The 22,175-nt window shown below is 64.7% G+C and carries 20 protein-coding genes and 1 riboswitch; of the genes, 1 reads left to right on the plus strand and 19 read right to left on the minus strand.

From position 1 onward, the window contains the following. Positions 1 to 6: 6 nt before the first annotated feature. The 18 genes from ruvA to btuB form a co-directional block, all read right to left on the minus strand. The gene (gene ruvA / locus ACT01B_RS17615) at positions 7 to 603 is read right to left on the minus strand and encodes a Holliday junction branch migration protein RuvA (RefSeq protein WP_445144507.1); all 597 of its coding nucleotides are present in this window, start codon (positions 601 to 603) and stop codon (positions 7 to 9) included. After that, on the minus strand, positions 600 to 1,121 hold the full coding sequence (gene ruvC / locus ACT01B_RS17620) for a crossover junction endodeoxyribonuclease RuvC (protein ID WP_445144508.1): 522 nt from the start codon (positions 1,119 to 1,121) through the stop codon (positions 600 to 602). The genes ruvA and ruvC overlap by 4 nt, the downstream gene beginning before the upstream one ends. Before the next feature lie 39 nt (positions 1,122 to 1,160). After that, a complete protein-coding gene (locus ACT01B_RS17625; RefSeq protein WP_445144509.1) occupies positions 1,161 to 1,895 on the minus strand; it encodes a YebC/PmpR family DNA-binding transcriptional regulator in 735 nt (244 codons plus the stop codon). Positions 1,896 to 1,998: 103 nt separating this feature from the next. Next, positions 1,999 to 2,637: an esterase/lipase family protein gene (locus ACT01B_RS17630; protein WP_445144510.1), complete on the minus strand. Its 639-nt coding sequence runs from the start codon at positions 2,635 to 2,637 to the stop codon at positions 1,999 to 2,001. 102 nt (positions 2,638 to 2,739) lie between these two features. Beyond that, positions 2,740 to 4,512, minus strand: a complete 1,773-nt coding sequence (gene aspS, locus ACT01B_RS17635) for an aspartate--tRNA ligase (RefSeq protein WP_445144511.1) — start codon at positions 4,510 to 4,512, stop codon at positions 2,740 to 2,742. 418 nt (positions 4,513 to 4,930) lie between these two features. Further along, on the minus strand, positions 4,931 to 5,518 hold the full coding sequence (locus tag ACT01B_RS17640) for a DUF3011 domain-containing protein (RefSeq protein ID WP_445144512.1): 588 nt from the start codon (positions 5,516 to 5,518) through the stop codon (positions 4,931 to 4,933). 124 nt (positions 5,519 to 5,642) lie between these two features. Further along, a complete protein-coding gene (locus tag ACT01B_RS17645; RefSeq protein ID WP_445144513.1) occupies positions 5,643 to 5,945 on the minus strand; it encodes an FmdB family zinc ribbon protein in 303 nt (100 codons plus the stop codon). 148 nt (positions 5,946 to 6,093) lie between these two features. Then, positions 6,094 to 6,819: an adenosylcobinamide-GDP ribazoletransferase gene (locus ACT01B_RS17650; protein WP_445147520.1), complete on the minus strand. Its 726-nt coding sequence runs from the start codon at positions 6,817 to 6,819 to the stop codon at positions 6,094 to 6,096. Beyond that, complete coding sequence (locus ACT01B_RS17655) at positions 6,816 to 7,394, minus strand: histidine phosphatase family protein (protein WP_445144514.1); 579 nt, start codon at positions 7,392 to 7,394, stop codon at positions 6,816 to 6,818. The genes ACT01B_RS17650 and ACT01B_RS17655 overlap by 4 nt, the downstream gene beginning before the upstream one ends. After that, entirely contained in the window at positions 7,391 to 8,437 is a 1,047-nt protein-coding gene (gene cobT, locus ACT01B_RS17660; RefSeq protein WP_445144515.1) for a nicotinate-nucleotide--dimethylbenzimidazole phosphoribosyltransferase, read from the minus strand. Before cobT ends, ACT01B_RS17655 begins: the two co-directional genes overlap by 4 nt. Continuing rightward, positions 8,434 to 8,955: a bifunctional adenosylcobinamide kinase/adenosylcobinamide-phosphate guanylyltransferase gene (cobU, locus tag ACT01B_RS17665; RefSeq protein ID WP_445144516.1), complete on the minus strand. Its 522-nt coding sequence runs from the start codon at positions 8,953 to 8,955 to the stop codon at positions 8,434 to 8,436. Before cobU ends, cobT begins: the two co-directional genes overlap by 4 nt. After that, complete coding sequence (locus ACT01B_RS17670) at positions 8,943 to 10,427, minus strand: cobyric acid synthase (RefSeq protein ID WP_445144517.1); 1,485 nt, start codon at positions 10,425 to 10,427, stop codon at positions 8,943 to 8,945. The genes cobU and ACT01B_RS17670 overlap by 13 nt, the downstream gene beginning before the upstream one ends. After that, positions 10,424 to 11,422, minus strand: a complete 999-nt coding sequence (gene cobD / locus ACT01B_RS17675; RefSeq protein ID WP_445144518.1) for a threonine-phosphate decarboxylase CobD — start codon at positions 11,420 to 11,422, stop codon at positions 10,424 to 10,426. Before cobD ends, ACT01B_RS17670 begins: the two co-directional genes overlap by 4 nt. Then, a complete protein-coding gene (gene cbiB, locus ACT01B_RS17680; RefSeq protein WP_445144519.1) occupies positions 11,415 to 12,338 on the minus strand; it encodes an adenosylcobinamide-phosphate synthase CbiB in 924 nt (307 codons plus the stop codon). Before cbiB ends, cobD begins: the two co-directional genes overlap by 8 nt. Then, positions 12,335 to 13,633: a cobyrinate a,c-diamide synthase gene (locus ACT01B_RS17685; RefSeq protein ID WP_445144520.1), complete on the minus strand. Its 1,299-nt coding sequence runs from the start codon at positions 13,631 to 13,633 to the stop codon at positions 12,335 to 12,337. Before ACT01B_RS17685 ends, cbiB begins: the two co-directional genes overlap by 4 nt. A gap of 9 nt (positions 13,634 to 13,642) precedes the next feature. Further along, on the minus strand, positions 13,643 to 14,242 hold the full coding sequence (cobO, locus tag ACT01B_RS17690) for a cob(I)yrinic acid a,c-diamide adenosyltransferase (protein ID WP_445147521.1): 600 nt from the start codon (positions 14,240 to 14,242) through the stop codon (positions 13,643 to 13,645). Positions 14,243 to 14,324: 82 nt separating this feature from the next. Then, the gene (locus tag ACT01B_RS17695; protein ID WP_445144521.1) at positions 14,325 to 14,906 is read right to left on the minus strand and encodes a hypothetical protein; all 582 of its coding nucleotides are present in this window, start codon (positions 14,904 to 14,906) and stop codon (positions 14,325 to 14,327) included. Between the two features lie 76 nt (positions 14,907 to 14,982). Next, entirely contained in the window at positions 14,983 to 16,836 is a 1,854-nt protein-coding gene (gene btuB, locus ACT01B_RS17700) for a TonB-dependent vitamin B12 receptor (protein ID WP_445144522.1), read from the minus strand. 115 nt (positions 16,837 to 16,951) lie between these two features. Then, a riboswitch (cobalamin riboswitch) is annotated at positions 16,952 to 17,184 on the minus strand. A gap of 225 nt (positions 17,185 to 17,409) precedes the next feature. Here btuB and ACT01B_RS17705 point away from each other — a divergent pair. After that, the gene (locus tag ACT01B_RS17705; RefSeq protein WP_445144523.1) at positions 17,410 to 19,383 is read left to right on the plus strand and encodes a phosphocholine-specific phospholipase C; all 1,974 of its coding nucleotides are present in this window, start codon (positions 17,410 to 17,412) and stop codon (positions 19,381 to 19,383) included. Positions 19,384 to 19,451: 68 nt separating this feature from the next. Here the strand turns inward: ACT01B_RS17705 and clpB are convergent, their stop codons facing one another. Further along, positions 19,452 to 22,037, minus strand: coding sequence for an ATP-dependent chaperone ClpB (gene clpB / locus ACT01B_RS17710; RefSeq protein WP_445144524.1), 2,586 nt, complete (start codon positions 22,035 to 22,037; stop codon positions 19,452 to 19,454). Positions 22,038 to 22,175 lie beyond the last annotated feature (138 nt).

Here is a 22,175-nt window from a genome sequence, read left to right on the forward strand (position 1 = left end):
CACGGGTCAATTCCCTAGTGCGGCGCGCAGCGCCTTGCGGATGATCGATTCAGCAGTGTCGCCATCGGCGGCGACCTTCTGCACGAGACGCGTGACTTCAGCCGGCTTGTAGCCGAGCTGCTGTAATGCGACGGTGGCCTCGCCAGCGGGGTCCAGTGGCGCGCCACTCGACTTGGTTCCCAGGCCGAGCGGCGTGGCCAGTCCATCCATGCGGTCGCGCAGCTCAACGACGATGCGTTCGGCGGTCTTCTTGCCGATGCCGGGAATCTTGGTCAGGGCAACCACGTCGCCGGTTTGCACCAGTCGCGCAAAATCATGGGTGGATACACCCGACAGCACGGCGAGCGAAATCTTCGCGCCGATGCCGCTGACTTTCTGCAGGCTGCGGAACAGCGTGCGCTCGGCTTCGTGAAAGAAGCCATACAGTGCCACGCTGTCTTCCTTCACTGCATAGTGGGTGAGCAGCGTCACTTCCTTGCCGATGGATGGCAGGTCGTAGATGGTGGACATCGGCGCTTCCAGCTCGTAGCCGACACCGCCCACTTCAACCAGCAGCCACGGTGGCTGCTTGGACACCAGGATGCCACGCAGTCGACCGATCATCGGCGACGCCTCCATGCCGTGCGCGGAATGCCGACGCGATCCAGGCTTGCGCGGGTATGCGCGTGGGTCACCGCAATGGCGAGCGCATCCGCCGCATCAGCCTGCAACGGCCCCTTCAGTCCGAGCAGGACGCCAATCATGTGCTGCACCTGGGTTTTGTCACCGCGACCGCTGCCGACCACGGCCTGTTTTACTTCCGTCGCTGCGTACTCGTGCACCGCGACTCCCTGACTGACAACCGCGCAAATCGCGGCTCCCCTCGCCTGGCCCAACTTCAGCGCCGAATCGGCATTGCGCGCCATGAATACGCGCTCGATGCCGCATTCGTCCGGCCGATGGGCGGCGATGATGGCACACAGCTCGTCAAATATGCGTTTCAGGCGCAACGGAAAACTGGCTTCGCCAGCCACCGCCAACGCGCCATGAAAAACGTGGGATAGCTTGCCGCTGGCGTCGACATCGATGATGCCGACACCGGTGCGCTGGCTGCCCGGATCGATGCCGATGATGCGCGTCATGGGCGAAGGTTCGCGTGGGCTCGAAGAGCCCCTGCGAACTTAGTGTGCTGCCTCGGTCGGCAGCAAAGCGTTATGCGAAACGTCGCTGACGTCGTCGAGCGCATCGAGCTTCTCGAGCAGGTCCTGCAGTGTCTCCAATGCTTCGTCGGGCACGGCCACGCGATTGTTCGGACGCATGCCAACGCCGGCGTGCTGGGCATTCAGGCCCGCCGCCAGCAAGGCCTGCTGTACGGCTTCGAAGGTTTCCGGCGCGCACAGCACGGTGCTTTCGCCGTGCTCATTCACGACGTCGTCGGCACCGGCGTCGAGCGCGGCTTCTAACACTTTTTCTTCCTTGGCTTCATCACCGCCGGTGGCGAATACCAGCTCACCCACTCTTGAGAACTGGAAGGCTACCGAGCCCGAGGTGCCCAGGTTGCCGCCGTGCTTGGTCAGCGCGTGGCGCACGTCCGCCACGGTGCGGACCGGGTTGTCGGAGAAGCAGTCGATGATCAGTGCGATACCGGCCGGACCGTAGCCCTCGTAGCGCAGCTCTTCCATCGCGGCACCGCCATCGGCACCCGAGCCGCGCTTGACCGCGCGCTCGATGGTGTCCTTGGTCATATTGGCGGACAAGGCCTTGTCCACCGCCGCGCGCAGACGCGGATTGGCGGCAGGGTCAGCGAGACCGGCGCGGGTGGCCACGGTGATTTCGCGGATCAGCTTGGTGAATACCTTGGCGCGCTTGGCGTCTTCGGCGTTCTTGCGACCTTCGATGGACGGGCCTCTACCCATGACACTTCCTGCAAATCTGGCTTGAACAGAGCGCGAATTCTATCCCTTCGGGACGGCGGGCAGGCAAGCCGCCTGATCAATCGACGAAATCCACGGCCCCGGCTCAGTGTTCCGAACGGTCGAAACGGCCGCGCTGCAGGAATTGCGTCACCTGACGTGCCGCCTCGACCGAGAACAGCAGGCCCGTATGGTTGGTCTCGATCACGCAATGGTCGGCGATACCTGGCAGATGCGTCTCGTCGACCGACACGGTACCGTCGTTGTCGCCCTCGAACTGGCCCAGCACCGCACCCAGGCCGAGCGATAGGCGCCCGGCGACCACGCCGACCTCACGCTCACCCTCCCAGCGCTCGAAACCGTATTCGAGCAGCTCGCGATTGCCGCCCAGCAGCGCTTCGCCACCGCGCCCCATGCCGGCGAAGCCGCGCGCAGCGGCACTGCCTTTCAAGGGAGACCCCAGGCAGACGACCCGGCCGGGGGGCAGCCCGGCATCTTCCGCACAGGCGCGCAGCGCCAGCAGACCGCCAAGGCTGTGACCCACCAGATGTACGGTCGGCGTGTCCTGCGCCAGCTCGTGGATACGCGCTTCCAGCCGACTGAGGATGCGCTGCTGGGTGGTCGCCACGCTCATGTAGTCGAAGCGGTGCACGCGAAAGCCCGCCTCCATCATGCGCCGGTGCAGCATGGCAAGCGCAAAACCGCGCATCCACAGGCCGTGCAGCAGGATCACATGATCAGACATTCAGGGACCGCGGAATGGGAGTCGTGAATGGAACCATAGGCAGGATTGCCCCAGCGAAGCAAACCTGCCTGTAATCAATCTGTCGACCCGGCGCATCAGACCTCAGCCGTGAAGCTTGTCCGCCGCGGCAATGCGCACGTGAAGCTCCTTCAGTTGCGGCTCCGACACCGTCGACGGTGCGTCGGTCATCAGATCCTGCGCGCTGGTGGTCTTGGGGAAGGCGATCACGTCGCGGATCGACTCGGTGCCCGCCATCAGCGCCGCAATACGGTCGATGCCAAAGGCCAGCCCCCCATGCGGCGGCGCGCCGAACTTCAGCGCCTTCAACAGGAAGCCGAACTTGAGCTCGGCCTCTTCCGGACCGATGCCGAGCAGATCGAACACCGTGCTCTGCATCTCCGGACGATGGATACGGATCGAGCCACCACCGATCTCGTTGCCATTGACCACCATGTCGTAGCCGCGGCTCACCGCGATCGCCGCATTGGCACGCAGGTCCGCCACGTCATCCACCTTCGGCGCAGTGAACGGATGGTGTAGGGCGACGAAGCGCTGGTCTTCCTCGTCATACTCGAACATCGGGAAATCGGTGACCCACAGCGGCTTCCAGCTGTTTTCGACCAGGCCGCGATCCTTGCCGACCTTCAGGCGCAGTGCGCCCATGAAGTCGGTCACCGCCTTCCAGCTGCCCGCACCGAAGAACAGCATGTCGCCTGTCTGCGCGCCGGTAAGCTTGAGCAGGCCATCGAGTGCGGCATCGTCAAGGAACTTGGCCACCGGCGAATTGATGCCCTCGCGGCCCTTGGACAGATCGTCCACCCGCAACCAGGCCAGTCCCTTGGCGCCGTACTTGGCCACGTATTCGGTGAGCAGGTCGATTTCCTTGCGGGTCAGGCTGGCGCCGCCGGGCACGCGCAATGCAGCCACACGGCCGTTGGCAGCGTTGGCCGGTTCGGCGAAGACCTTGAACTCGACGTGCTTGACGGCGTCGGCGATGTCGACCAGTTCCAGCGCGATGCGCAGGTCGGGCTTGTCCGAACCAAAGCGACGCATCGCCTCGGCCCAGGTCATGCGCGGGAACGTGGCATCGAGCTCGACACCCTGCACTTCCTTGAACACATGGCGGATCAGCTCCTCCACGAAGTCCTGCACGTCCTTTTCTTCGACGAAGGCGAACTCAAGGTCGAGCTGGGTGAATTCAGGCTGGCGATCGGCGCGCAGATCTTCGTCGCGGAAGCAACGGGCGATCTGATAGTAGCGATCGAAACCGGCCATCATCAGGATCTGCTTGAACAGCTGCGGCGACTGCGGCAGCGCGTAGAACTGGCCCGGATGCACGCGGCTGGGCACCAGGTAGTCGCGCGCGCCTTCCGGCGTGGCCTTGGTCAGGATCGGCGTCTCGATATCCTGGAATCCGCGTGCGTCGAGATAACGGCGCAAGGTCTGCACCAGCTTGATGCGGGTGCGCATCATGCGCTGCATCTCCGGACGGCGCAGGTCGAGGTAGCGGTAGGTCATCCGCATGTCCTCGTTGGGGTTCTCATGCATCGCGAACGGCAAGTCCTTCGCGGCGTTGAGAATCTCCACCGTATCGGCGAGCAGTTCCACCGTGCCCGTGCGCAGCTTGTCGTTCACCGACAGGCGCTTGCGGATGGTGCCGGTGACGCGCAGGCAGTACTCATTGCCGATCTCGCCAGCCACGGCGAAGGCGGCCGCATTGTCGCGCTCCACCACCACCTGGGCGATGCCTTCGTGATCACGCAGGTCGACGAAGGCGACGTGGCTCTGCAGGCGCAGGGTGTTGACCCAGCCGCACAGGGTGACAGTCTGACCGATCAATGCCTCGTCGATGAGGCCGCAATAGTGCGTGCGCATGCGCTTGGAGCTCCGGGCCGCAGGGCGGCGTAATGCGTGGAAAAGACCCGGAATGTTAACACCGGAGCGGCATGGGACGGACGGTGCTGCGCGACTTAAGGCAACGCTGAATAAGTATCGCCGTCGCCACCGGCCCTGTCTGCGCGCAGATCACAGGGGCGGCGGCGACGGCAGACTGGCTGTCTGTCGAGTCGGCGCCCCGACGAGATGCGGGCAGACAGGGCCGGCCCAACCGATGGGATTTCAAGTGTTTGGGTGATGTCTGGAAGGCCCACAGGCTGCGCCGCACGGCTTGGCAAGACGGCCAGTCTTCCCGGCGCCGCACGACACACCCTGCGAGCCTTCCAGACATCATGGCGACGGCGATACTTATTCAGCGTTGCCTTAAGCCTGCGCGCAGCACCCGGCCACGGCCGGCTTACCAGCGACGATCCACCGAGAACAGGCCACGGCAGCCGCGGGTTACCCATACGCCGGCCCGGTTCCAGCCCCAGCTGTAGCCTTCTTCGCATGGGGTACCCGAAAGCTGCTGCAGCAGATGGACGCGGCCGTGGCGACCGACATCGACCTGGCAAAACTGCTGCTGCTTGTCGTTGCTTTCGCACTGGAAGCGGATTTCGCGATCCCAATCGGGACCCGGATGCCAACCGCCACCGTCTTCCCGGTCAGCGTCGCGGTCATCATCACGGTCATCGTCGTGCCGGCCGTCACCCCGCCAACCGCCGCCACGGCCCATTTCGACGAACTGACCGCGGCAACCGCGATCGACCCACAGGCCGTCGCGATCCACGCCCCAGCTCTGCCCACGGATACAGGGGCTGTTCGATTCCTGGCGCACGAGATCGGCGTCGCGCCAGGGCACCTGGCAGCGGGAAAAACGGCCGTCGTCACTGCCACAGCGAACCGCCTCACGCTCCTGGGCGTGCACCGCTGGCGCGGCGCTCCACAGCGCACCCGCTGCCACGCCGACCAGTACCCCCATCCAACCTGCTCGAATCCGCTGCATCGATAACGCTCCTGTGTGGTGGGGCGTCACGCTAGCGGGCGCATGCTCAACCGGATTTGAATAACTTGCGATGGACGCGCAGAAACTTGCCTCACGGCCATGCGGCGTTCAGATCCGGCCCCGATCAGCTGTCGCTGCCGCTGCTCGGCGCCGGTGCTGGTGCGGGTGCTGGTGCTGGTGCCGCTGCCACTGCGGCTGGCTTGGGGGCCTCGCTGTCGCCGGCCAGGTTGCGCTTTTTGTCGCCGTCTTTCTTGAAATCGGTTTCGTACCAGCCGCTACCGGCCAGGCGAAAGCTCGGCGCGCTCAAGCGACGCTTCACCTCGGCCACGTCGCAGGCGGGGCAGACGCTGGGGTCGGGATCGGACAACTTCTGCAGGCGGTCGAAACGATGGCCGCAGCCGCTGCATTCGAATTCATAGATAGGCATGGAAACTCCGGGATCGGCCAACGCGAACGCTGGCAACCATCCATTATCGAGGCAGGCAGCGCAAATTCAACGTCCCGGCGTCGTCCAGACGATGAACCTGCGTCATCGATGTCCCTGCTGGACGTCCAAACGCCAGGCCGAAGGGTGCTCAGGCATCCAGGGCCAGCGCCAGCAGCACCGCGGCTTCGGTCAGTTCGGTCAGTGCGCCGCAGGTGTCGCCGGTCATGCCGCCCAACCGCCGCATGCAGGCCAAGCGCCAGCAGGCAAACACCGCCAGCGCCACGACCAGGGCGCGCAGGCCATGCCAGCCATCGCAAAGGCTGAGCAAGCCGGTCACCCCCAGGGCAGCCACGCTCGCCCCGCGGGAAGCGCCCGCCAGCGCACTACCCAGTCCGCCGCTGCGTACGTACGGCATCACCATGAACGCCGCCGTCAACGCGGCCCGTCCGAGCAGCGGCGCCAGCCATAGCGCCGCGCCATGCGGCGCAAGACTGGCCAGCGCGGCGAACTTCAGCAGCAACACCAGCACCAGCGCCGCCACGCCCATGGGGCCGGAGCGCGGGTCTTTCATGATGGCCAAGGTGCGCTCACGGTCGCCAAGTCCACCCACCCAGGCATCGGCGCTGTCGGCCAGGCCGTCCAGATGCAGGGCGCCCGTCAAACCGACCCAGACCAGCAAGAGTACGGCGGCAGCCAGCAACGGCGGCACCGCGGCCAAGAGCCAGGAAAGCACCCACAGCAGTCCGCCTATCAACAGGCCCACCGCCGGATACCAGGGCAACGAGGACGAGGACACCGAAGCGCCATCGAATACCTTCGCCGGTACCGGCAGGCGGGTGAGGAAGCCGATGGCGACAAGCAGGCCGCGCATCAGGCTTTGGCTAAGCCGGTCGCTGGCGCCACCCAGTCCAGTGGATGCACCGAGGCGTGCGGCACGTCGATATTCGCCATCTCCCCGAAGTCACGCCCTTCCACCTCGCAACGAAGCAGGCGGATCACGCCGCCATGCGTCACCACCAGCACGCGGCGGGACTCGGCCTCGACGGCGACGTCATTCAACGCTGCGCACAAACGCTGATGAAAGGCCGCGAAGCGCTCACCGCCCGGCGGCGGACAGTTCACCGGATCGGCCCAGAATCGCGCCAGCGCATCGCCCTGTTCGCTGGCCAGGACCTCGATGGGTACACCTTGCCATTCGCCGAAGTGGTATTCGGCCAGTCGCTCATCCACCCTGAGCGGCACATGCCGCGCGGTCGCCAGGTCGTGGGCGAACTCTGCGCATCGTCGCAACGGCGAACTAACCACCGCGTCCCAGCTGCGCCCGAAGATCGCCGCACGCATCTGGCTCCAGCCCAGCGCGCTGAGGGCATCGTCCAGCTGTCCCCGATAGCTTCGCTGGCCGGTGTCGCCATGGCGCAGCAAATCGATGCCGATGTGCTTGCCGCTCATGCGCCACTTACCCCTGCCTGGGCGAACGTGGCCATGCGCGAATGCAGCTCACAGGCCAGGCGCATGAGTGGCACGGCGGTCGCTGCACCGCTGGCTTCGCCCAGGCGCAAACCAAGATCAAGCAGCGGATCGGCATTCAGCGCGGCGAGCACCTGCGCATGCCCGCGCTCCCTCGACCGATGGCCAAAGAACATCCATGGGCGACAAGCGGGATTGATGCGGGTCGCCGCGAGCGCCGCCACCGTCGTGATGAAACCATCGACCAACACCGGCAGGCCTCGCTGGGCCGATGCGATATAGGCGCCGGTCAGCGCCGCGATCTCGAAACCGCCTACCCTTCCCAGCCACGTCAGCGCGTCATCATCGGGCTCAAAACGGGCCAGGGCGCGCGCAATCACCGCGGCCTTATGGTCGATACCGGCCGCATCCAGCCCCGTGCCCGCCCCCGCCAACCGGCTCGGCAATTCACCGAGCAAGGCGCAAGCCAGCGCCGCCGCCGAGGTGGTATTGGCGATACCCATTTCACCGCCGATGAAAAGCTGCGCGCCGGCGTCGCGCGCCGCAGCAACACTTTCGGCACCGGCGCGCAGCGCCATGTCGAGCTGCGCCTTGGTCATGGCCGGCCGCTCGCAGAAGTTCTGCGTCTGCGGCGCGATGATCGCGCGACGCACCTGGGGCAATTCACCCGGATCGTTCACCGTGCCCAGGTTCACCACTTCGAGCATGGCGCCGAGCGAGCGCGCGAGCACGCTGATGGCGGCACCGCCGTGCGCAAAGTTCCGCACCATCTCGCCAGTCACCACCTGCGGGAAGGCCGACACACCTTCGGCCGCGACGCCATGATCACCTGCGAACACGCTGATCCACACTTGCTGCACGGCCGGACGCGCCGTGTGTTGAAGCCCCGCCAGTCGAATAGCCAAGCTCTCCAGCGTACCCAGCGAACCGGGCGGCTTGGTCAATTGGGCCTGATGCTCGCGCGCGAGTTGCTCACTTTTCGTATCAACGTTCTGACAGGGCACGAACAGCCAATCGAGGCTCATGCAAGACTTCCTTTGAGGGCCAGCGGTATGCCGGCCGCAACGAACAGCACACGCTCGCATTGACTCGCGAGCGCCTGATGCAATCGGCCCGCTTCGTCGACGAAGCGGCGCGTAAGTTCACCCAGTGGCACCACGCCAAGACCTACCTCGTTGCTCACCAGCAAGACCTGGCCGGTCAACGAGGGGAAAATATCGAGTAGGGCCGCGCGCTCGCGCTCGAAACGCGAGGCATCGGCATCGCCAAGCAGATTGCTCAACCACAGCGTGAGGCAGTCGACCAGGACGCAGCGCCCTGGCCGAACCTGCGCACGCAAGACGTCGGCCAGTGCCAGCGGCTCTTCCACGCTCAGCCAGTGCGCCGGGCGCTGCGCCCGGTGATGCGCGATACGCGCCGCCATTTCGGCGTCATGGGCCTGCGCGGTGGCGATATAGACCACGGCATGACCGGACGAGACGGCGAGCCGTTCGGCCAAGGCGCTCTTGCCCGAGCGGGCACCGCCCAGAATCAGAGTGCGCATGCATCCCCCGTGGCGCCGATCTTCAGCAAGCGCAGCAGCGTCGTGGTGTCGAGATGCGTTTCAACGGCATCGGCCAGCCGCTCGATGCTGGCTTCGCGCAGGGCATGCATGTCGATGGACGATGGGTCGCGCAAGCCAGACCATGTCAGCAGGGCAGCGAGAGCGGGTGGCTCGTCGAACAAGCCGTGCAGATAGCTACCCAAGATCCTGCCATCGGACGACAAGGCGCCGTCAGGCACGCCACCATCGAGCACGCTCGAAGGCGTTGCCAGCGCTGCGCCATGGCTGACGCCGCAATGGATCTCGTAGCCGCTCACGCTTACCTCTCCCGGGACCAGCACCCCAGCCACGCGACGCAATTTCTTGCGTTCCTTCAGGGTCGTTTCCATGTCCAGCCAGCCTAGTCCAACGCTCGAGCCCGGCTCGCTCTCGATGCCATGTGGATCATGCACGAAGCGGCCCAGCATCTGGAAGCCGCCGCAGATACCGATCAGCTTGCCGCCATAACGAAGATGCCGCTCGATCGCCTCCTGCCAGCCGTTCGCGCGCAACCAGGCGAGATCCGCACGGGTCGACTTGGAACCGGGCAGCACGATCAGGTCACAGGCGGGCGGCAGCTCGCCAGGACCGACGAACAGCACGTCCACTTCGGGGTGCGCGCGCAAGGCATCGAGATCCGTGTGATTACTGATGCGCGGCAACGCCGGCACGATTACGCGCAGGCGCGCGTCAGGCTTGTAGGCCCGATCGCGCGGCAAGGCGTCTTCCGCTTCGAGTTGCAGGCCATGCAGATAAGGCAGCACGCCGAGTACCGGCTTGCCGGTTTCGCGCTCCAGCCAGTCCAGGCCCGATTGCAATAACGCCGGGTCACCGCGAAAGCGATTGATGATGAATCCGGCAACGCGCGCGCGCTCGGTCTCGGACAGCAGGGCGAGCGTACCGACGAGATGCGCAAACACGCCGCCGCGATCGATGTCGGCAATCAGCAATACCGGACAATCAACCGCTTCGGCATAGCCCATGTTGGCGATATCCCGGTCGCGCAGATTGATCTCGGCGGGGCTGCCCGCTCCTTCTACGATCACCGCGTCGTACTGCGCTACCAGCCTTGCGTGCGACGCGAGCACCGCCTGCATCGCGATGCGCTTGTAGTCGTGATAGACACGCGCATCCATATGGGCAATGGCGTGACCGTGCACGATGACCTGCGCCCCCACGTCGCTATTCGGTTTGAGCAGGATCGGATTGAAGTCGGTATGCGGCGCCACCCCAGCCGCCTGCGCCTGTACGGCCTGGGCACGGCCGATCTCGCCACCATCGACGGTCACGGCGGAATTCAAGGCCATGTTCTGCGGCTTGAATGGCGCCACCGCGACGCCGCGCCGGTGTAGCCAACGACATAGCGCCACCACCAAGGTGCTCTTACCTGCATCGGACGTGCATCCCTGCACCATCAATACGCTGGCGCTCATCGTGTAACCTCCATCAAACGGATGCTTGCCAATGCATCGTCCAGGCGACGTAAGCCAAGCTCATCGGCAGGCAATCCAAAACGCAGACTAGGTGGCGCGTCGAACAGCCGCGTGAGAATGCCGCGCTCGGCCAGCGCGCGATGCAGGTGCACGGCCAGCTCATCGCGCCACCAGTGAAAGAACGCGCACCCTGCCGTCGGTGTGATCCCGTGCCTGTTCAACACCTCGGCGAGCCGCGCGCTGCTGTCCTGCAGCCATCCACGCGCCTGCGTTTGCCAGTCGCGATCGGTCAGCGCCAGCTTGAGCACGTGGCGAGTCGGTCCGCTCAATGGCCACGGACCTAGATAGTTACGAAGCGCATCCAGTAGCGGCTTGGACGCGCAGACAAAGCCCGCGCGAGCACCGGCCAGCCCAAAGAACTTCCCTACCGAGCGCAGCACGACCAGACCGTCACGTGTGGCAAAGGGGCAAAGACTGTCGTCCGGCGAGGCGTCAATAAACGCCTCATCGACAATCAGCCAACCACCTCGCCCACTAAGCCGCGCGTGGCAAGCCAGCAGCGCCTCGCGCTCGAAGCGCTCGCCGCCCGGGTTATTGGGGTGGATCAGCACGATCACGTCGACATCCTCGATGCGCTCGAAAAGCAACGACGCCGACATGCAGGTCACTTCGTGCCCTGCCCTGCGCCACGCATGTGCGTGTTCGCCGTAGCCGGGCGCGATGACGCCCACGCGGGAGCGCCCGCGCAACATCGGCAAGGCCTGGATCGCAGCCTGCGAACCGGCAACCGGCAACAACTGGGGCGCGCCATAGTAGTCCTGCGCCAGCTCGATCAGACCATCGTCATCCTCGGGGAGGCGATGCCACGCCACGGCCGGAATGTCCGGCAGCGGCCACGCGAACGGACTGACACCCGTGGAGAGATCGAGCCAGTCGCCGACCGCGATGCCATAGCGGCGGGCGGCCTGGTGCAAGCGTCCACCATGCTCAAGCATGCATCACTCCCTGACGCAGCAGCGCGAGCAACATGACGACCATGAGCCAGAGCACCACGCCACGACGCACCAGGCGGAGCGCGCGCGCGATCGAGCCCGCGTCTGCCGGCCTGCCTTCACCCAAATCCGGACGCGACTTCCACACGCCGTCATAGGGAGCCGCACCACCGAGCTGCACATCCAGTGCGCCGGCGCCTGCGGCCATCACGGGACCGGCATTGGGGCTGTCCCATGTTGGCGCTTGCGCTCGCCAGCAGCGCCACGCGCGCGTTGCGTTGCCGAGCAGCGCATAGGTGACCGCAGTAAGTCGCGCCGGAACATAGTTGAGTGCGTCATCGAGGCGTGCCGCCGCCCAACCGAAGCGCCCGTAGCGCGCCGTGCGGTATCCCCACATGGCGTCCAAGGTATTGGCCAACCGGTACAACACGACCCCTGGCGCACCGAACAGGACAAACCAGAACAGCGCGCCGAAGACGGCATCGTTGCCGTTCTCCAGTAGCGACTCGGTGGCCGCCGCCGCAACCTGCGTTTCGTCGAGCATGTGCGTATCGCGACTGACCATGCGACCCACCGCGGTACGCGCCTTGACGATGTCGCCATCATGCAGCGCACGCGCCACCGGCCGCGCATGCTCGCCCAGGCTGCGCAGCCCGATGGCCAAATAGAGCACGAGCACATCGAATACGAACGACAGGGTCGCCGCGCCAAGCATCTCTACCGCCAGCCATGTGAGTGCCACCAAGGGCAAGACCGCCATGCTCCAGGCCAGAAGGCCGGCCAGGTGCCGGTCGCGATACAGGCGCGCTTCGATGCCGCCCGCAAACCGGCCGAAGCCTATCAATGGATGCGCACGCCTTGGCTCACCCAGCCAGGCGTCGAGCAGGATCGCCGCCAGCATCGCCAGCGCGGTCGTCATGGCAGGAACAGCTTCGTGGCAGCCTCCGGGTTCGAGGAGAAGTACGCATGCATAAAGCTCGCGGTCATGCGCGCGCGGCGGTAGACGCCTTCGCTGCTGGGTCCTTTGTCGGGATTGAGCGCGATCGCCAACGGCTCCGCCTCGATTTCCGCGTGGGCGTAGTGGAACGTGTGTCCGCGCAGCGTGCCTTCCGGCAACGCGACGGACTGCATGCCGAGACCTCCCAGGCGCGCCTGCATCGCGGCCCGTCCCGGCAGCAGACCTGCCATGGCGAAGCTTTCACCCGCGAGGTCGGTCAAGACATCGAGCGCATAGAGCATGCCGCCACACTCGGCAAGCAAGGGCTTGCCGGCCTCGACATGCGCATGCAGCGCCCGTCGCAACAGGTCGTTGCGCGATAGCGCTGACAAGTGCAGCTCCGGATAGCCGCCCGGCAGCCACACCGCATCGCACGGGGGCAGCGACTCGCCCGCGACCGGCGAGAAGTAAAGGAGTTGTGCGCCGGCCGCACGCAATACATCAAGATTCGCGGGATAGATGAAGCAGAAAGCCTGGTCGCGTGCGACCGCAATCCGCCGTCCCTTTAACCAGGCCGATATCGGCGAAGTCGCGCTTGGCTGGAAGGCCACCGGAGCAGGCAGCTCGGACGATGCGTGCGCGGCCCACGCATCCGCCAGCGCGTCCAGCCGCGCATCGATATCAGAAAGCTCGCCCGCCGATACCAGGCCGAGATGCCGCTCCGGCAAGGCGAGCGACCCGTCCCTTGGCAACGCGCCGAGCCAGTGCAAATCAGGCGGCAGGCTGCCGGCCAATAGCTGCGCGTGATACGCGCTGCCAATGCGATTGGCGGCCACACCATGCACCTGAAGCCCCTCGCGATAGCGCGCCAAACCCGTCGCCACCGCACCGAAGGTCTGTGCCATCGCCGAGCCATCGATCACGGCCAACACGGGCAAGCCAAGCTTCTGTGCGAGATCGGCGCTGGACAAACTCCCGTCGAACAGACCCATCACGCCTTCGACCAGGATCAGGTCAGCTTCCCCGGCAGCCTCGTACAAGCGCGCACGAACATCCTCCTCGCCACCCATCCATAGGTCGAGCTGGTACACCGGCGCTCCACTGGCTCGCTCGAGCACCATCGGATCGAGAAAATCCGGCCCCGTCTTGAACACACGCACGCGCTTGCCAGCGCGCGCATGCCAACGCGCCAGCGCAGCCGTCACCGAGGTCTTGCCCTGCCCCGATGCGGGTGCCGAGACCAGCAGTGCCGGGCAATGATGGGTCTTGGGTTGCATCGCCATCACCTATAGCTCGATGCCTTGCTGGGCCCGGATGCCGGCCTGGAACGCATGCTTCACCACGCGCATCTCGGTGACGGTATCGGCTTGTTCAACCAATGCATCCGGTGCCCCGCGACCGGTGATCACCACGTGTTGCCGGGACGGACGCGAGGCAAGGGTGGCGCAGACCACGGCCACGTCGAGATAGCCTTGCACCAGGGCGATATTGAGCTCGTCCAGCAGCACGAAGTCGTAACTGGCATCGGCCAGCATGCCAGCCGCGATCTGCCACGCGGCCTCGGCGGCCTGGATATCGCGCGCCTTGTCCTGGGTCTCCCAGGTATAACCCTCACCCATCACGTGGTAGTCGAGCTCGTCGGGAAAGCGACGGAAGAACGCTTCCTCGCCCGTCGAAAAACTGCCCTTGATGAACTGCACCACGCCGCAGTGGAAGCCATGGCCAAGCGAGCGCGCCAGCATGCCGAAGCCCGACGAACTCTTGCCCTTGCCGTTACCGGTGTTCACCACCAGCACCCCACGCTCAATGGTGGCGCGGGCGATCTTGCGGTCCACCAGTTCCTTCTTGCGCTGCATGCGTTCGCGATGGCGTTCTTCGGCGGTCATTGCATCACTGCCTGATGGATCATTCATGAGTCGGTTCCTCGGCCAAGCAGGTGATCAGGCCCTGGCATCTATGACAGGACGTTTATGCTTGCTGCGCAGACGGGTCGGCGCGCTTCGCCATCAGCGTGGCCATGCCGGCATACGCCACCAGGGCGACCGTGACATAAGCCTGGGTGGTACGCACGAACAACGGGCCCCACTGCCATAACCGCGATACGTACTCGGCAACATGCGGCTGCGCGTAACGACCGCCCAGCCAGTAGAAGGCGCCATTGGAAATGGCGAAGGAAAGCGACGAAGCCAGCAGGGCCACGCCCCATGCCCCGATCAATGGCGCGGCGCTGGCGTGCAGGCGCGGCGCATACCAGCGACCGCCATACCACAGCACCGCGTAGGCCAACGGCTGGAAGGCATAGGCTGGCGTCACGCAGAAATCGCTGACACCTGCGTAGTGGATCGACGCCCAATCCACACCCACGGCAAGCGCCACCAGCGACGCCAACATCCAGTGTCGGCGCAGCATCAGGCCGCCCATGAAAAACACGGCCATCGACGCATCGGGCAGATGCATCACATCGCCAAAATGCTTGAAGCGGGTGGATAGCATGACCAGCACCAGCAAGCCGGACAGCAAGATGGATCGCGAACTCGACGGTAACTTCATAAGGTGACTCCCGGATGTCGGTGAAACGTCTAGTAGGAATCACGCGGGGCTGGACCGACCAGCCCCGCGCTTGGGCTTATGGCGCCGGCTGGTAGCGCAGGGTCAGCATGGTGTTGCGACCCGGCTGGTTGTAGTACCAGGCCGTCTCATAGTTCTTGGCGAACACGTTATTGAGCGCCAACTGCAGCTTCCAGCTGCGATCCAGCGCATAGGCCACGCGCAGGTCGGTCAAGGCGTAAGCGCCCAGTGGATGCTGATTGGCCAGATCGTCGTAGCGACGGCCTGCGACATACCAGCTGCCGCCCACGCTGAACGCACCGAAGCTGCGGTCCAGGTCGACGCGAGCTGTCTGGCGGGCACGGCGCGGCAGCAGGTTGCCGTGCTGGTAGCCAGGCGTTTCATCGCGCGGATCAAGCCAGGTGGCCGTACCCGTGACCAGCCAGCCTGCGACGTGCCCGCTGACTGCGCCTTCGACGCCACGAATACGTGCATCTTCCACATTGCCTGGCAGACCGGTCGAAGCGTCATAGGTGATCAGGTCGTCGACCTTGTTGCGAAATGCATTGAGCGACCAGTAGCCCCAGCCGTACGTGCCACGCAGGCCCAGCTCGATGTTCTGCGACTTTTCCGGCTTGAGGTCCGGATTGCCGTAGTACGGGTAATACAAGTCGTTGAACGTGGGCGCCTTGAACGCGGTGCCGTAGCTGGCCGTCAGGCGCAAAGAGCGGGTGAAGTCCCAGCCCCACAGCACGCTGCCCGTGTTCTTGCCGCCGAACTGGCTGTTGTCGTCGCGGCGCACGCTGGCCTGCAGCGATTGACGCCCAAAGGTCTGCTGCCACTGCACGAACACACCGCGATCGATACGGCTGTCCACCGCGTAAGCCGTGCTGCTGTCCACTTCGTCACGCTGCCAGTCGAAACCGGTGCTGAGCAGGCCAGCGCCAACACCGATATCCGCCTGCAAGGAGCCGATGTCGCGGTGGGTGTCGAAGCGGTCGACGTAGACGCCCTGCAGGTAATCCTTGCTGAAGTCTCCGCTGGTGCCCACGCTCAGGGTAAAGCTGAGGTCCTTGCTGGGACGGTAATGCAGACGGCCGCCCACCACCTGGGTCGCACTTTCGTCGGAATCGGAATAGGTGCCGTCGTAATAGTTGTGACCCTCGCTGCGGAACAGGCGGACGTCGGCATCCCACTGTTGGTCGAAGCGATAGCCGCCCTGCAAGGTCACGGCGGTGTTGCGATATCCGTCCCTGTCGGGCTGGTCCGCAAAACAGGCGGCGCCGACTTCGGCTGCACCCACGCGACAGGCGTTGATGCCGTCGGTCTGGTCGTGCGAGGCCTGCAGCGAGTACCAGCCATTGCCACTCTGCCCTGCCAATCCGGCCGCACCGGCAAGATGGCCGTAGCTGCCCACACCGAGGCTAAAGCTGGGTACGAAGGCGCCCTCGGGGCGACGGGTAAAGATCTGGATCACACCACCGATGGCCTCCGAGCCGTACAGGCTGGAGAACGGCCCACGCACGATCTCGATGCGCTCGATCTGCTCGACGGGAATGTCCTGCAGTGCCGCCGTACCGGTGGTGGCCGATCCGATCTTGATGCCATCGACCAGCACCAGCACGTGATCGGACTCGGTGCCGCGCAGAAATATGCTGGTGGCCTTGCCGGGACCGCCGTTGTTGGCCAGCTGCATGCCGGGCGTGCCACGCAGCAAATCCGCCAGCGATGCTGGCTGCAGGCGCTCGATATCGGCGCGATCGATCACGGTGATCGCCGAAAGGGTCTGATCCTGGGTCTGCTCGGTACGGGTGGCGGTGACCACGACGCCGCTGAGATCGGTCGTCGCCTCGTCCGCGAACGCCGACGAGAACACGCTCAACAACGCCGCCGCCAGGATCGTCTGGCGGACTTGGGAAATCTGAAATGCCACAGCAATGCTCCTCGACCGCGCCTGCCCGTGCGGTCTTGCATGAGATGAGGAACAGGCGTGAGGAGACGTGGCGGCCGTGCGTGAGGCACGGCATCCATGACATGGCCCGCCGCCTGTCTGGTCGTACCTCGAGGCCGGTCTCCGGGCTCGCGAGCGAAGGCATCGGATGCCTTCCGGACCAGCGCCTTCCCATGCCTAGGCACAGTGGCTGTTGCTGACCGTTTACTCGCCTACCGTTGCGGGGGCAGCTCCGGAATTGGCGCGTGCAACGAGCACACGCAACCGCACCGGATTCCCGTTTCAACCGCCAACGCAATGTTGGCGGTCACCTCAGGCCGGGCGATCTTAGCAGCATCGGCCAGGGATGGCTTGATCGAACGTTGGAGTGCGGCCAGCGCGCCGGGCCGGATAGGTACTGTCTAGAAACCGTCCCGAAACTGGCGCGAGATTGAAACACCAAAGCGTTGTCATTGATGCCCGCGAATCCCCGGCTGGCATCCCCCGCGCCAGCCCCCAGCCCGGAGCGCGGCATTGGACGAGATCGACGACGTCAATCGACGCAGATTCCTCAGGATGGCCGCCGCATCGGCCGGCGGACTGGCCGTCCTGTCAGCCCTTCCCCCGGTCATCCGCCAGGCGCTGGCCACGCCCGCAGCTAGCGTGACCGGCAGCATCGACGATGTGCAGCACATCGTGATCTTCATGCAGGAAAACCGCGCCTTCGATCACTACTACGGCAGCCTGGCTGGCGTGCGCGGCTTTGCCGACCGCGTTCCCGCACCGCTACCGGGTGGTATGCAGAACGTGTGGTACCAGCCCTACACGGGGAACTCGGCCGGCCACATGCTGCCGTTCCACATGAACACCACGATCACCAGCGGCATCTGCGTGAGCGCGCCGGCCATGAGTTACCCGGTGGACATCGCCATCTGGAACAACGGCAACTTCGACGCCTGGAACACCGCGCGCCCGGCCGGCCTCGGCATGGGCTATTTCACCCGCACCGATCTGCCGTTCTATTACGCGCTGGCCGACAATTTCACCCTCTGCGACCAGTATTTCTGCTCCACCCTCACGCAAACCAACCCCAACCGCCTGCACGCGTTCACGGGCAGCAATGGATTGTCTGTTGGGCAACCCGCCGTGCTCGACAACACCGAGCCCGGCGCCGGCTTCAGCTGGACCACCTATGCCGAGCGCCTGCAGGCCGCCGGCATCAGCTGGAAGGTCTACCAGGAAGACAACAACTTCGACGACAACGCACTGGCGTGGTTCGCTTCGTTCAAGCACGCATCGCCCGGCCAACCGCTCCACGACCAGGGCATGGCCACGGTGCCCGACCTGGTGGCCGCCTTTGCCAACGACGTGGCCAACAACACCCTACCCCAGGTGTCGTGGATCATCGCACCCGACTACCTCTCCGAGCACGCAAACTTCAAGCCGGCCTACGGCGAAAATCTCAGCGCGCAACTGCTTGCCGCCCTGGTCGCCAACCCCAGCGTGTACGCCAAGACGGTTTTTATCCTCAACTACGACGAGAACGGGGGCTTCTTCGATCATGTGCCGCCACCCACGCCACCGTCCTCCTCCGCCGATGGCCTGTCCACGGTCAGCACGCGCGGCGAAATCAGCAACGGCCAACCGATCGGCCTGGGCTTTCGCGTGCCGATGATGGTGGTCTCGCCCTGGACGACGGGCGGCTGGGTGTGCTCGGAAGTGTTCGATCACACCTCAGTGTTGCGCTTCATGGAAAATCGATTCGGCGTCGCCGAACCCAATATCAGCGCGTGGCGACGTGCCGTCTGCGGCGACCTTACCTCGGCCTTCGATTTCAGCGGCAGCCAAACGAGATGGCCGAAGCTACCCGAGACCACCGGTTATTCGGCTCAAGCCGACCTCGAATGCGCAACGCGCCCCGCGCCCAAAGCACCCATCACGCAGTCGATGCCTGTCGCCGAATCATCGAACACGCGACCGGCGCGCGCGCTGCCGTACGAAATCGACATCCAGGGCAGTGTCGACCCATCGGAGGGACACTACGGACTGGAGTTCATCAATACCGGCACGGTCGGCGCCGTCTTTCAGGTGTATGCCGCGAATCGCAATGATGGACCTTGGCGCTATACGGTCGAAGCCGGCAAGGCCCTCGCCGACTACTGGAGTGCGAGAACCCGTAGCCAGAGTGTCTATCAACTCGAAGCACACGGGCCGAACGGCTTTCTTCGGGTATGGCAAGGCAAGCTCGAGAGCGCGGCGGTCATGCCGGAGATTTCGCTGGCTTACGACCCAAACAGCAACCGTGTGCAGCTGATCATGACCAACGCGGGTACGGGCACGTGCACGTTTACCGTCAGCAATGGCTACTTCAGCGAAGACGTGCGCATTTATGCCGTGCCCGCGCGTGGCAGCAAGACGGACACCTGGGACCTGAGCAGCTTCGCCAACTGGTACGACTTGAGCATCACCGTGGCGGAAGCGAATGGGTGGTTGCGGCGTGTTGCGGGACATATGGAGAACGGTGGGGCAAGCCGCAGCGAGCCGCACTGAGCCAGGCCCAACAGCTTCCGCCCCGGATAACGACTCAGGGGCGGGAGCTGAGTGCCTTGTCTCGCGGCTTAGCCCTGCTTGCGGAAGACCAGGTGCCCACCCTCGGCATCCACCGCGATGGTGTCCCCGGGCGAGAAGCGACCCTCAAGAATCTCCCGGGCCAGCGGATTCTCCAGTTGCTGCTGGATCGCGCGCTTGAGCGGGCGTGCGCCGTAGACGGGATCAAAACCCACGTTACCGAGCAGGTCTAGCGCCTTGTCACCGATCTCCATCTTGAGCTGGCGCTCGGCCAGACGCTTCTCAAGATAGGTGAGCTGGATCTTGGCGATCGCGCGGATCTGCTGCTTCTGCAGCGGACGGAACACCACCAGCTCGTCCAGGCGGTTGATGAATTCCGGGCGGAAATGCGCCTGCACCACGCCCAGCACGCTCGCCTTCATCTGCAGATAGTCCGCTTCGCTGTCGCCCGCTTGCTCCTGAATCATCTGCGAGCCAAGGTTGGAGGTCATCACGATGACGGTATTGCGAAAATCCACCGTACGACCCTGGCCGTCGGTGAGGCGACCATCATCGAGCACCTGCAGCAGGATATTGAACACATCCGGATGCGCCTTCTCCACTTCGTCCAGCAGGATCACGCTGTACGGACGGCGACGCACGGCTTCAGTCAGATAGCCACCTTCCTCGTAGCCGACATAGCCCGGGGGCGCACCAATCAAACGGCTGACGGAGTGCTTCTCCATGAACTCGCTCATGTCGATGCGCACCATCGCGTCCTGCGTATCGAACATGAACTCGGCCAAGGCCTTGCACAACTCGGTCTTGCCCACGCCAGTAGGACCCAGGAACAGGAACGAGCCATACGGGCGATTGGGATCGGACAAACCGGCACGCGCGCGACGGATCGCGTCGGATACCGCTCGCACGGCTTCGTCCTGGCCCACCACGCGCTTGTGCAGCGCGGACTCCATTTGCAGCAGCTTTTCGCGCTCACCTTCCAGCATCTTGTTGACCGGGATACCGGTCCAGCGCGACACCACCTCGGCGATCTCTTCCTCCGTGACTCGATCCTTCACCAGCTTGAAGTCCTGCGTTTCGGCGGCCTGCGCGGCGGCAAGCTGCTTCTCCAGCTCCGGCAAGGTGCCGTACTGGATCTCGCTCATCTTGGCGTAGTCCTGGCGGCGCTGCGCGGCCTCCAGCTCGACGCGGGCAGCTTCGATCTGCTCCTTCACCTTGGTCGCGCCCTGCAGCGCAGCCTTTTCGGACCTCCAGATCTCGTCGAGGTCGGAGAACTCGCGCTCCAGCTTCTGGATGTCCGCATCCAGATCCGCAAGGCGCTTCTTGGACGCCTCGTCGGTTTCCTTCTTCAGCATCTCGCGCTGGATCTTCAGCTGGATCAGGCGACGCTCCAGGCGGTCGAGCTCTTCGGGCTTGGAATCGATCTCCATGCGGATGCGTGAAGCGGCCTCGTCCATCAGGTCGATGGCCTTGTCCGGCAGCTGGCGATCCGCAATATAGCGATGGGATAGCGTGGCCGCGGCAACTATGGCCGGGTCGGTGATCTCCACGCCGTGATGCACCGCGTAGCGCTCCTTGAGGCCGCGCAGGATGGCGATGGTGTCCTCCACGCTGGGCTCGCCCACATAGACTTTCTGGAAGCGGCGCTCCAGCGCGGCATCCTTCTCGATGTACTTGCGGTATTCGTCGAGCGTGGTCGCGCCGATGCAATGCAGCTCGCCGCGCGCCAGCGCAGGCTTGAGCATATTGCCGGCGTCCATGGCGCCCTCGGCCTTGCCGGCACCGACCATGGTGTGCAGCTCATCGATGAACAGGATGATCTGGCCTTCGTTCTTGGACAAATCATTCAAGACGGCTTTCAGGCGCTCCTCGAACTCGCCGCGGAACTTGGCGCCGGCGATCAGCGCGCCCATGTCGAGCGCCAGCACGCGGCGATCACGCAGGCCTTCCGGCACTTCACCCTTGACGATGCGCTGGGCCAGGCCTTCCACGATGGCGGTCTTGCCGACGCCGGGCTCGCCGATCAGTACCGGGTTGTTCTTGGTACGACGTTGCAGCACCTGGATGGTGCGGCGGATTTCCTCGTCGCGACCGATCACCGGATCGAGCTTGCCGCTCTCGGCGCGGGCGGTGAGGTCGATGCAGTACTTCTCCAACGCCTGGCGCTGTTCCTCCGCATTCTCGCTTTGCACTTTTTCGCCACCGCGCAGTTTCTCGATGGCCGCTTCGAGATTGGCCTTGTTGGCGCCAGCTGCCTTGAGTGCGACACCCAGTTCGCCCTTGTCTTCCAGTGCCGCCAAGACGAACAATTCGCTGGCGATGAACTGGTCGCCGCGCTGCTGCGCGAGCTTGTCGGTAAGGTTGAGCAGGCGCGTCAGCTCGTTGCCGACGTGCACATTGCCTTCCTGCCCGCTGACCCGCGGCAGCCGCTCGATCTGCTCGCTGATGCGCTGGCGCAAGGCAGGCACGTTGACCTGTGCCTGGGTGAGCAACGGCGCCGTCGATCCACCTTGCTGATCCAGCAAGGCGGCCATCACGTGCACCGGTTCCAGCATATTGTTATCGCGACCGACGGCCATCGATTGCGCGTCAGCCAGCGCCTGCTGGAAGCGCGACGTGAGTTTGTCCATCCGCATGGGCATGCCCCTCATCAAAGGTGATCTGGCGGCATCGCCGCCACTGCCGCAGAGATGCGGACAAGGCGGCGCGATTCAAGCACCTCGTCATCACGTACACCTCACGCCTTCGTTTTTCGCGGCCGTCATCCATAGCTA

The sequence above is a fragment of the Dyella sp. Tek66A03 genome, from assembly GCF_052567735.1.

Excerpts from the sequence above, each read along its gene's own strand:
- ruvA (WP_445144507.1), bottom strand. The coding sequence starts at position 603 with ATGATCGGTCGACTGCGTGGCATCCTGGTGTCCAAGCAGCCACCGTGG.
- ruvC (WP_445144508.1), bottom strand. The coding sequence starts at position 1,121 with ATGACGCGCATCATCGGCATCGATCCGGGCAGCCAGCGCACCGGTGTC.
- ACT01B_RS17625 (WP_445144509.1), bottom strand. The coding sequence starts at position 1,895 with ATGGGTAGAGGCCCGTCCATCGAAGGTCGCAAGAACGCCGAAGACGCC.
- ACT01B_RS17630 (WP_445144510.1), bottom strand. The coding sequence starts at position 2,637 with ATGTCTGATCATGTGATCCTGCTGCACGGCCTGTGGATGCGCGGTTTT.
- aspS (WP_445144511.1), bottom strand. The coding sequence starts at position 4,512 with ATGCGCACGCACTATTGCGGCCTCATCGACGAGGCATTGATCGGTCAG.
- ACT01B_RS17640 (WP_445144512.1), bottom strand. The coding sequence starts at position 5,518 with ATGCAGCGGATTCGAGCAGGTTGGATGGGGGTACTGGTCGGCGTGGCA.
- ACT01B_RS17645 (WP_445144513.1), bottom strand. The coding sequence starts at position 5,945 with ATGCCTATCTATGAATTCGAATGCAGCGGCTGCGGCCATCGTTTCGAC.
- ACT01B_RS17655 (WP_445144514.1), bottom strand. The coding sequence starts at position 7,394 with ATGAGCGGCAAGCACATCGGCATCGATTTGCTGCGCCATGGCGACACC.
- cobT (WP_445144515.1), bottom strand. The coding sequence starts at position 8,437 with ATGAGCCTCGATTGGCTGTTCGTGCCCTGTCAGAACGTTGATACGAAA.
- cobU (WP_445144516.1), bottom strand. The coding sequence starts at position 8,955 with ATGCGCACTCTGATTCTGGGCGGTGCCCGCTCGGGCAAGAGCGCCTTG.
- ACT01B_RS17670 (WP_445144517.1), bottom strand. The coding sequence starts at position 10,427 with ATGAGCGCCAGCGTATTGATGGTGCAGGGATGCACGTCCGATGCAGGT.
- cobD (WP_445144518.1), bottom strand. The coding sequence starts at position 11,422 with ATGCTTGAGCATGGTGGACGCTTGCACCAGGCCGCCCGCCGCTATGGC.
- cbiB (WP_445144519.1), bottom strand. The coding sequence starts at position 12,338 with ATGACGACCGCGCTGGCGATGCTGGCGGCGATCCTGCTCGACGCCTGG.
- ACT01B_RS17685 (WP_445144520.1), bottom strand. The coding sequence starts at position 13,633 with ATGCAACCCAAGACCCATCATTGCCCGGCACTGCTGGTCTCGGCACCC.
- cobO (WP_445147521.1), bottom strand. The coding sequence starts at position 14,242 with ATGACCGCCGAAGAACGCCATCGCGAACGCATGCAGCGCAAGAAGGAA.
- ACT01B_RS17695 (WP_445144521.1), bottom strand. The coding sequence starts at position 14,906 with ATGAAGTTACCGTCGAGTTCGCGATCCATCTTGCTGTCCGGCTTGCTG.
- ACT01B_RS17705 (WP_445144523.1), top strand. The coding sequence starts at position 17,410 with ATGGCCGCCGCATCGGCCGGCGGACTGGCCGTCCTGTCAGCCCTTCCC.
- clpB (WP_445144524.1), bottom strand. The coding sequence starts at position 22,037 with ATGCGGATGGACAAACTCACGTCGCGCTTCCAGCAGGCGCTGGCTGAC.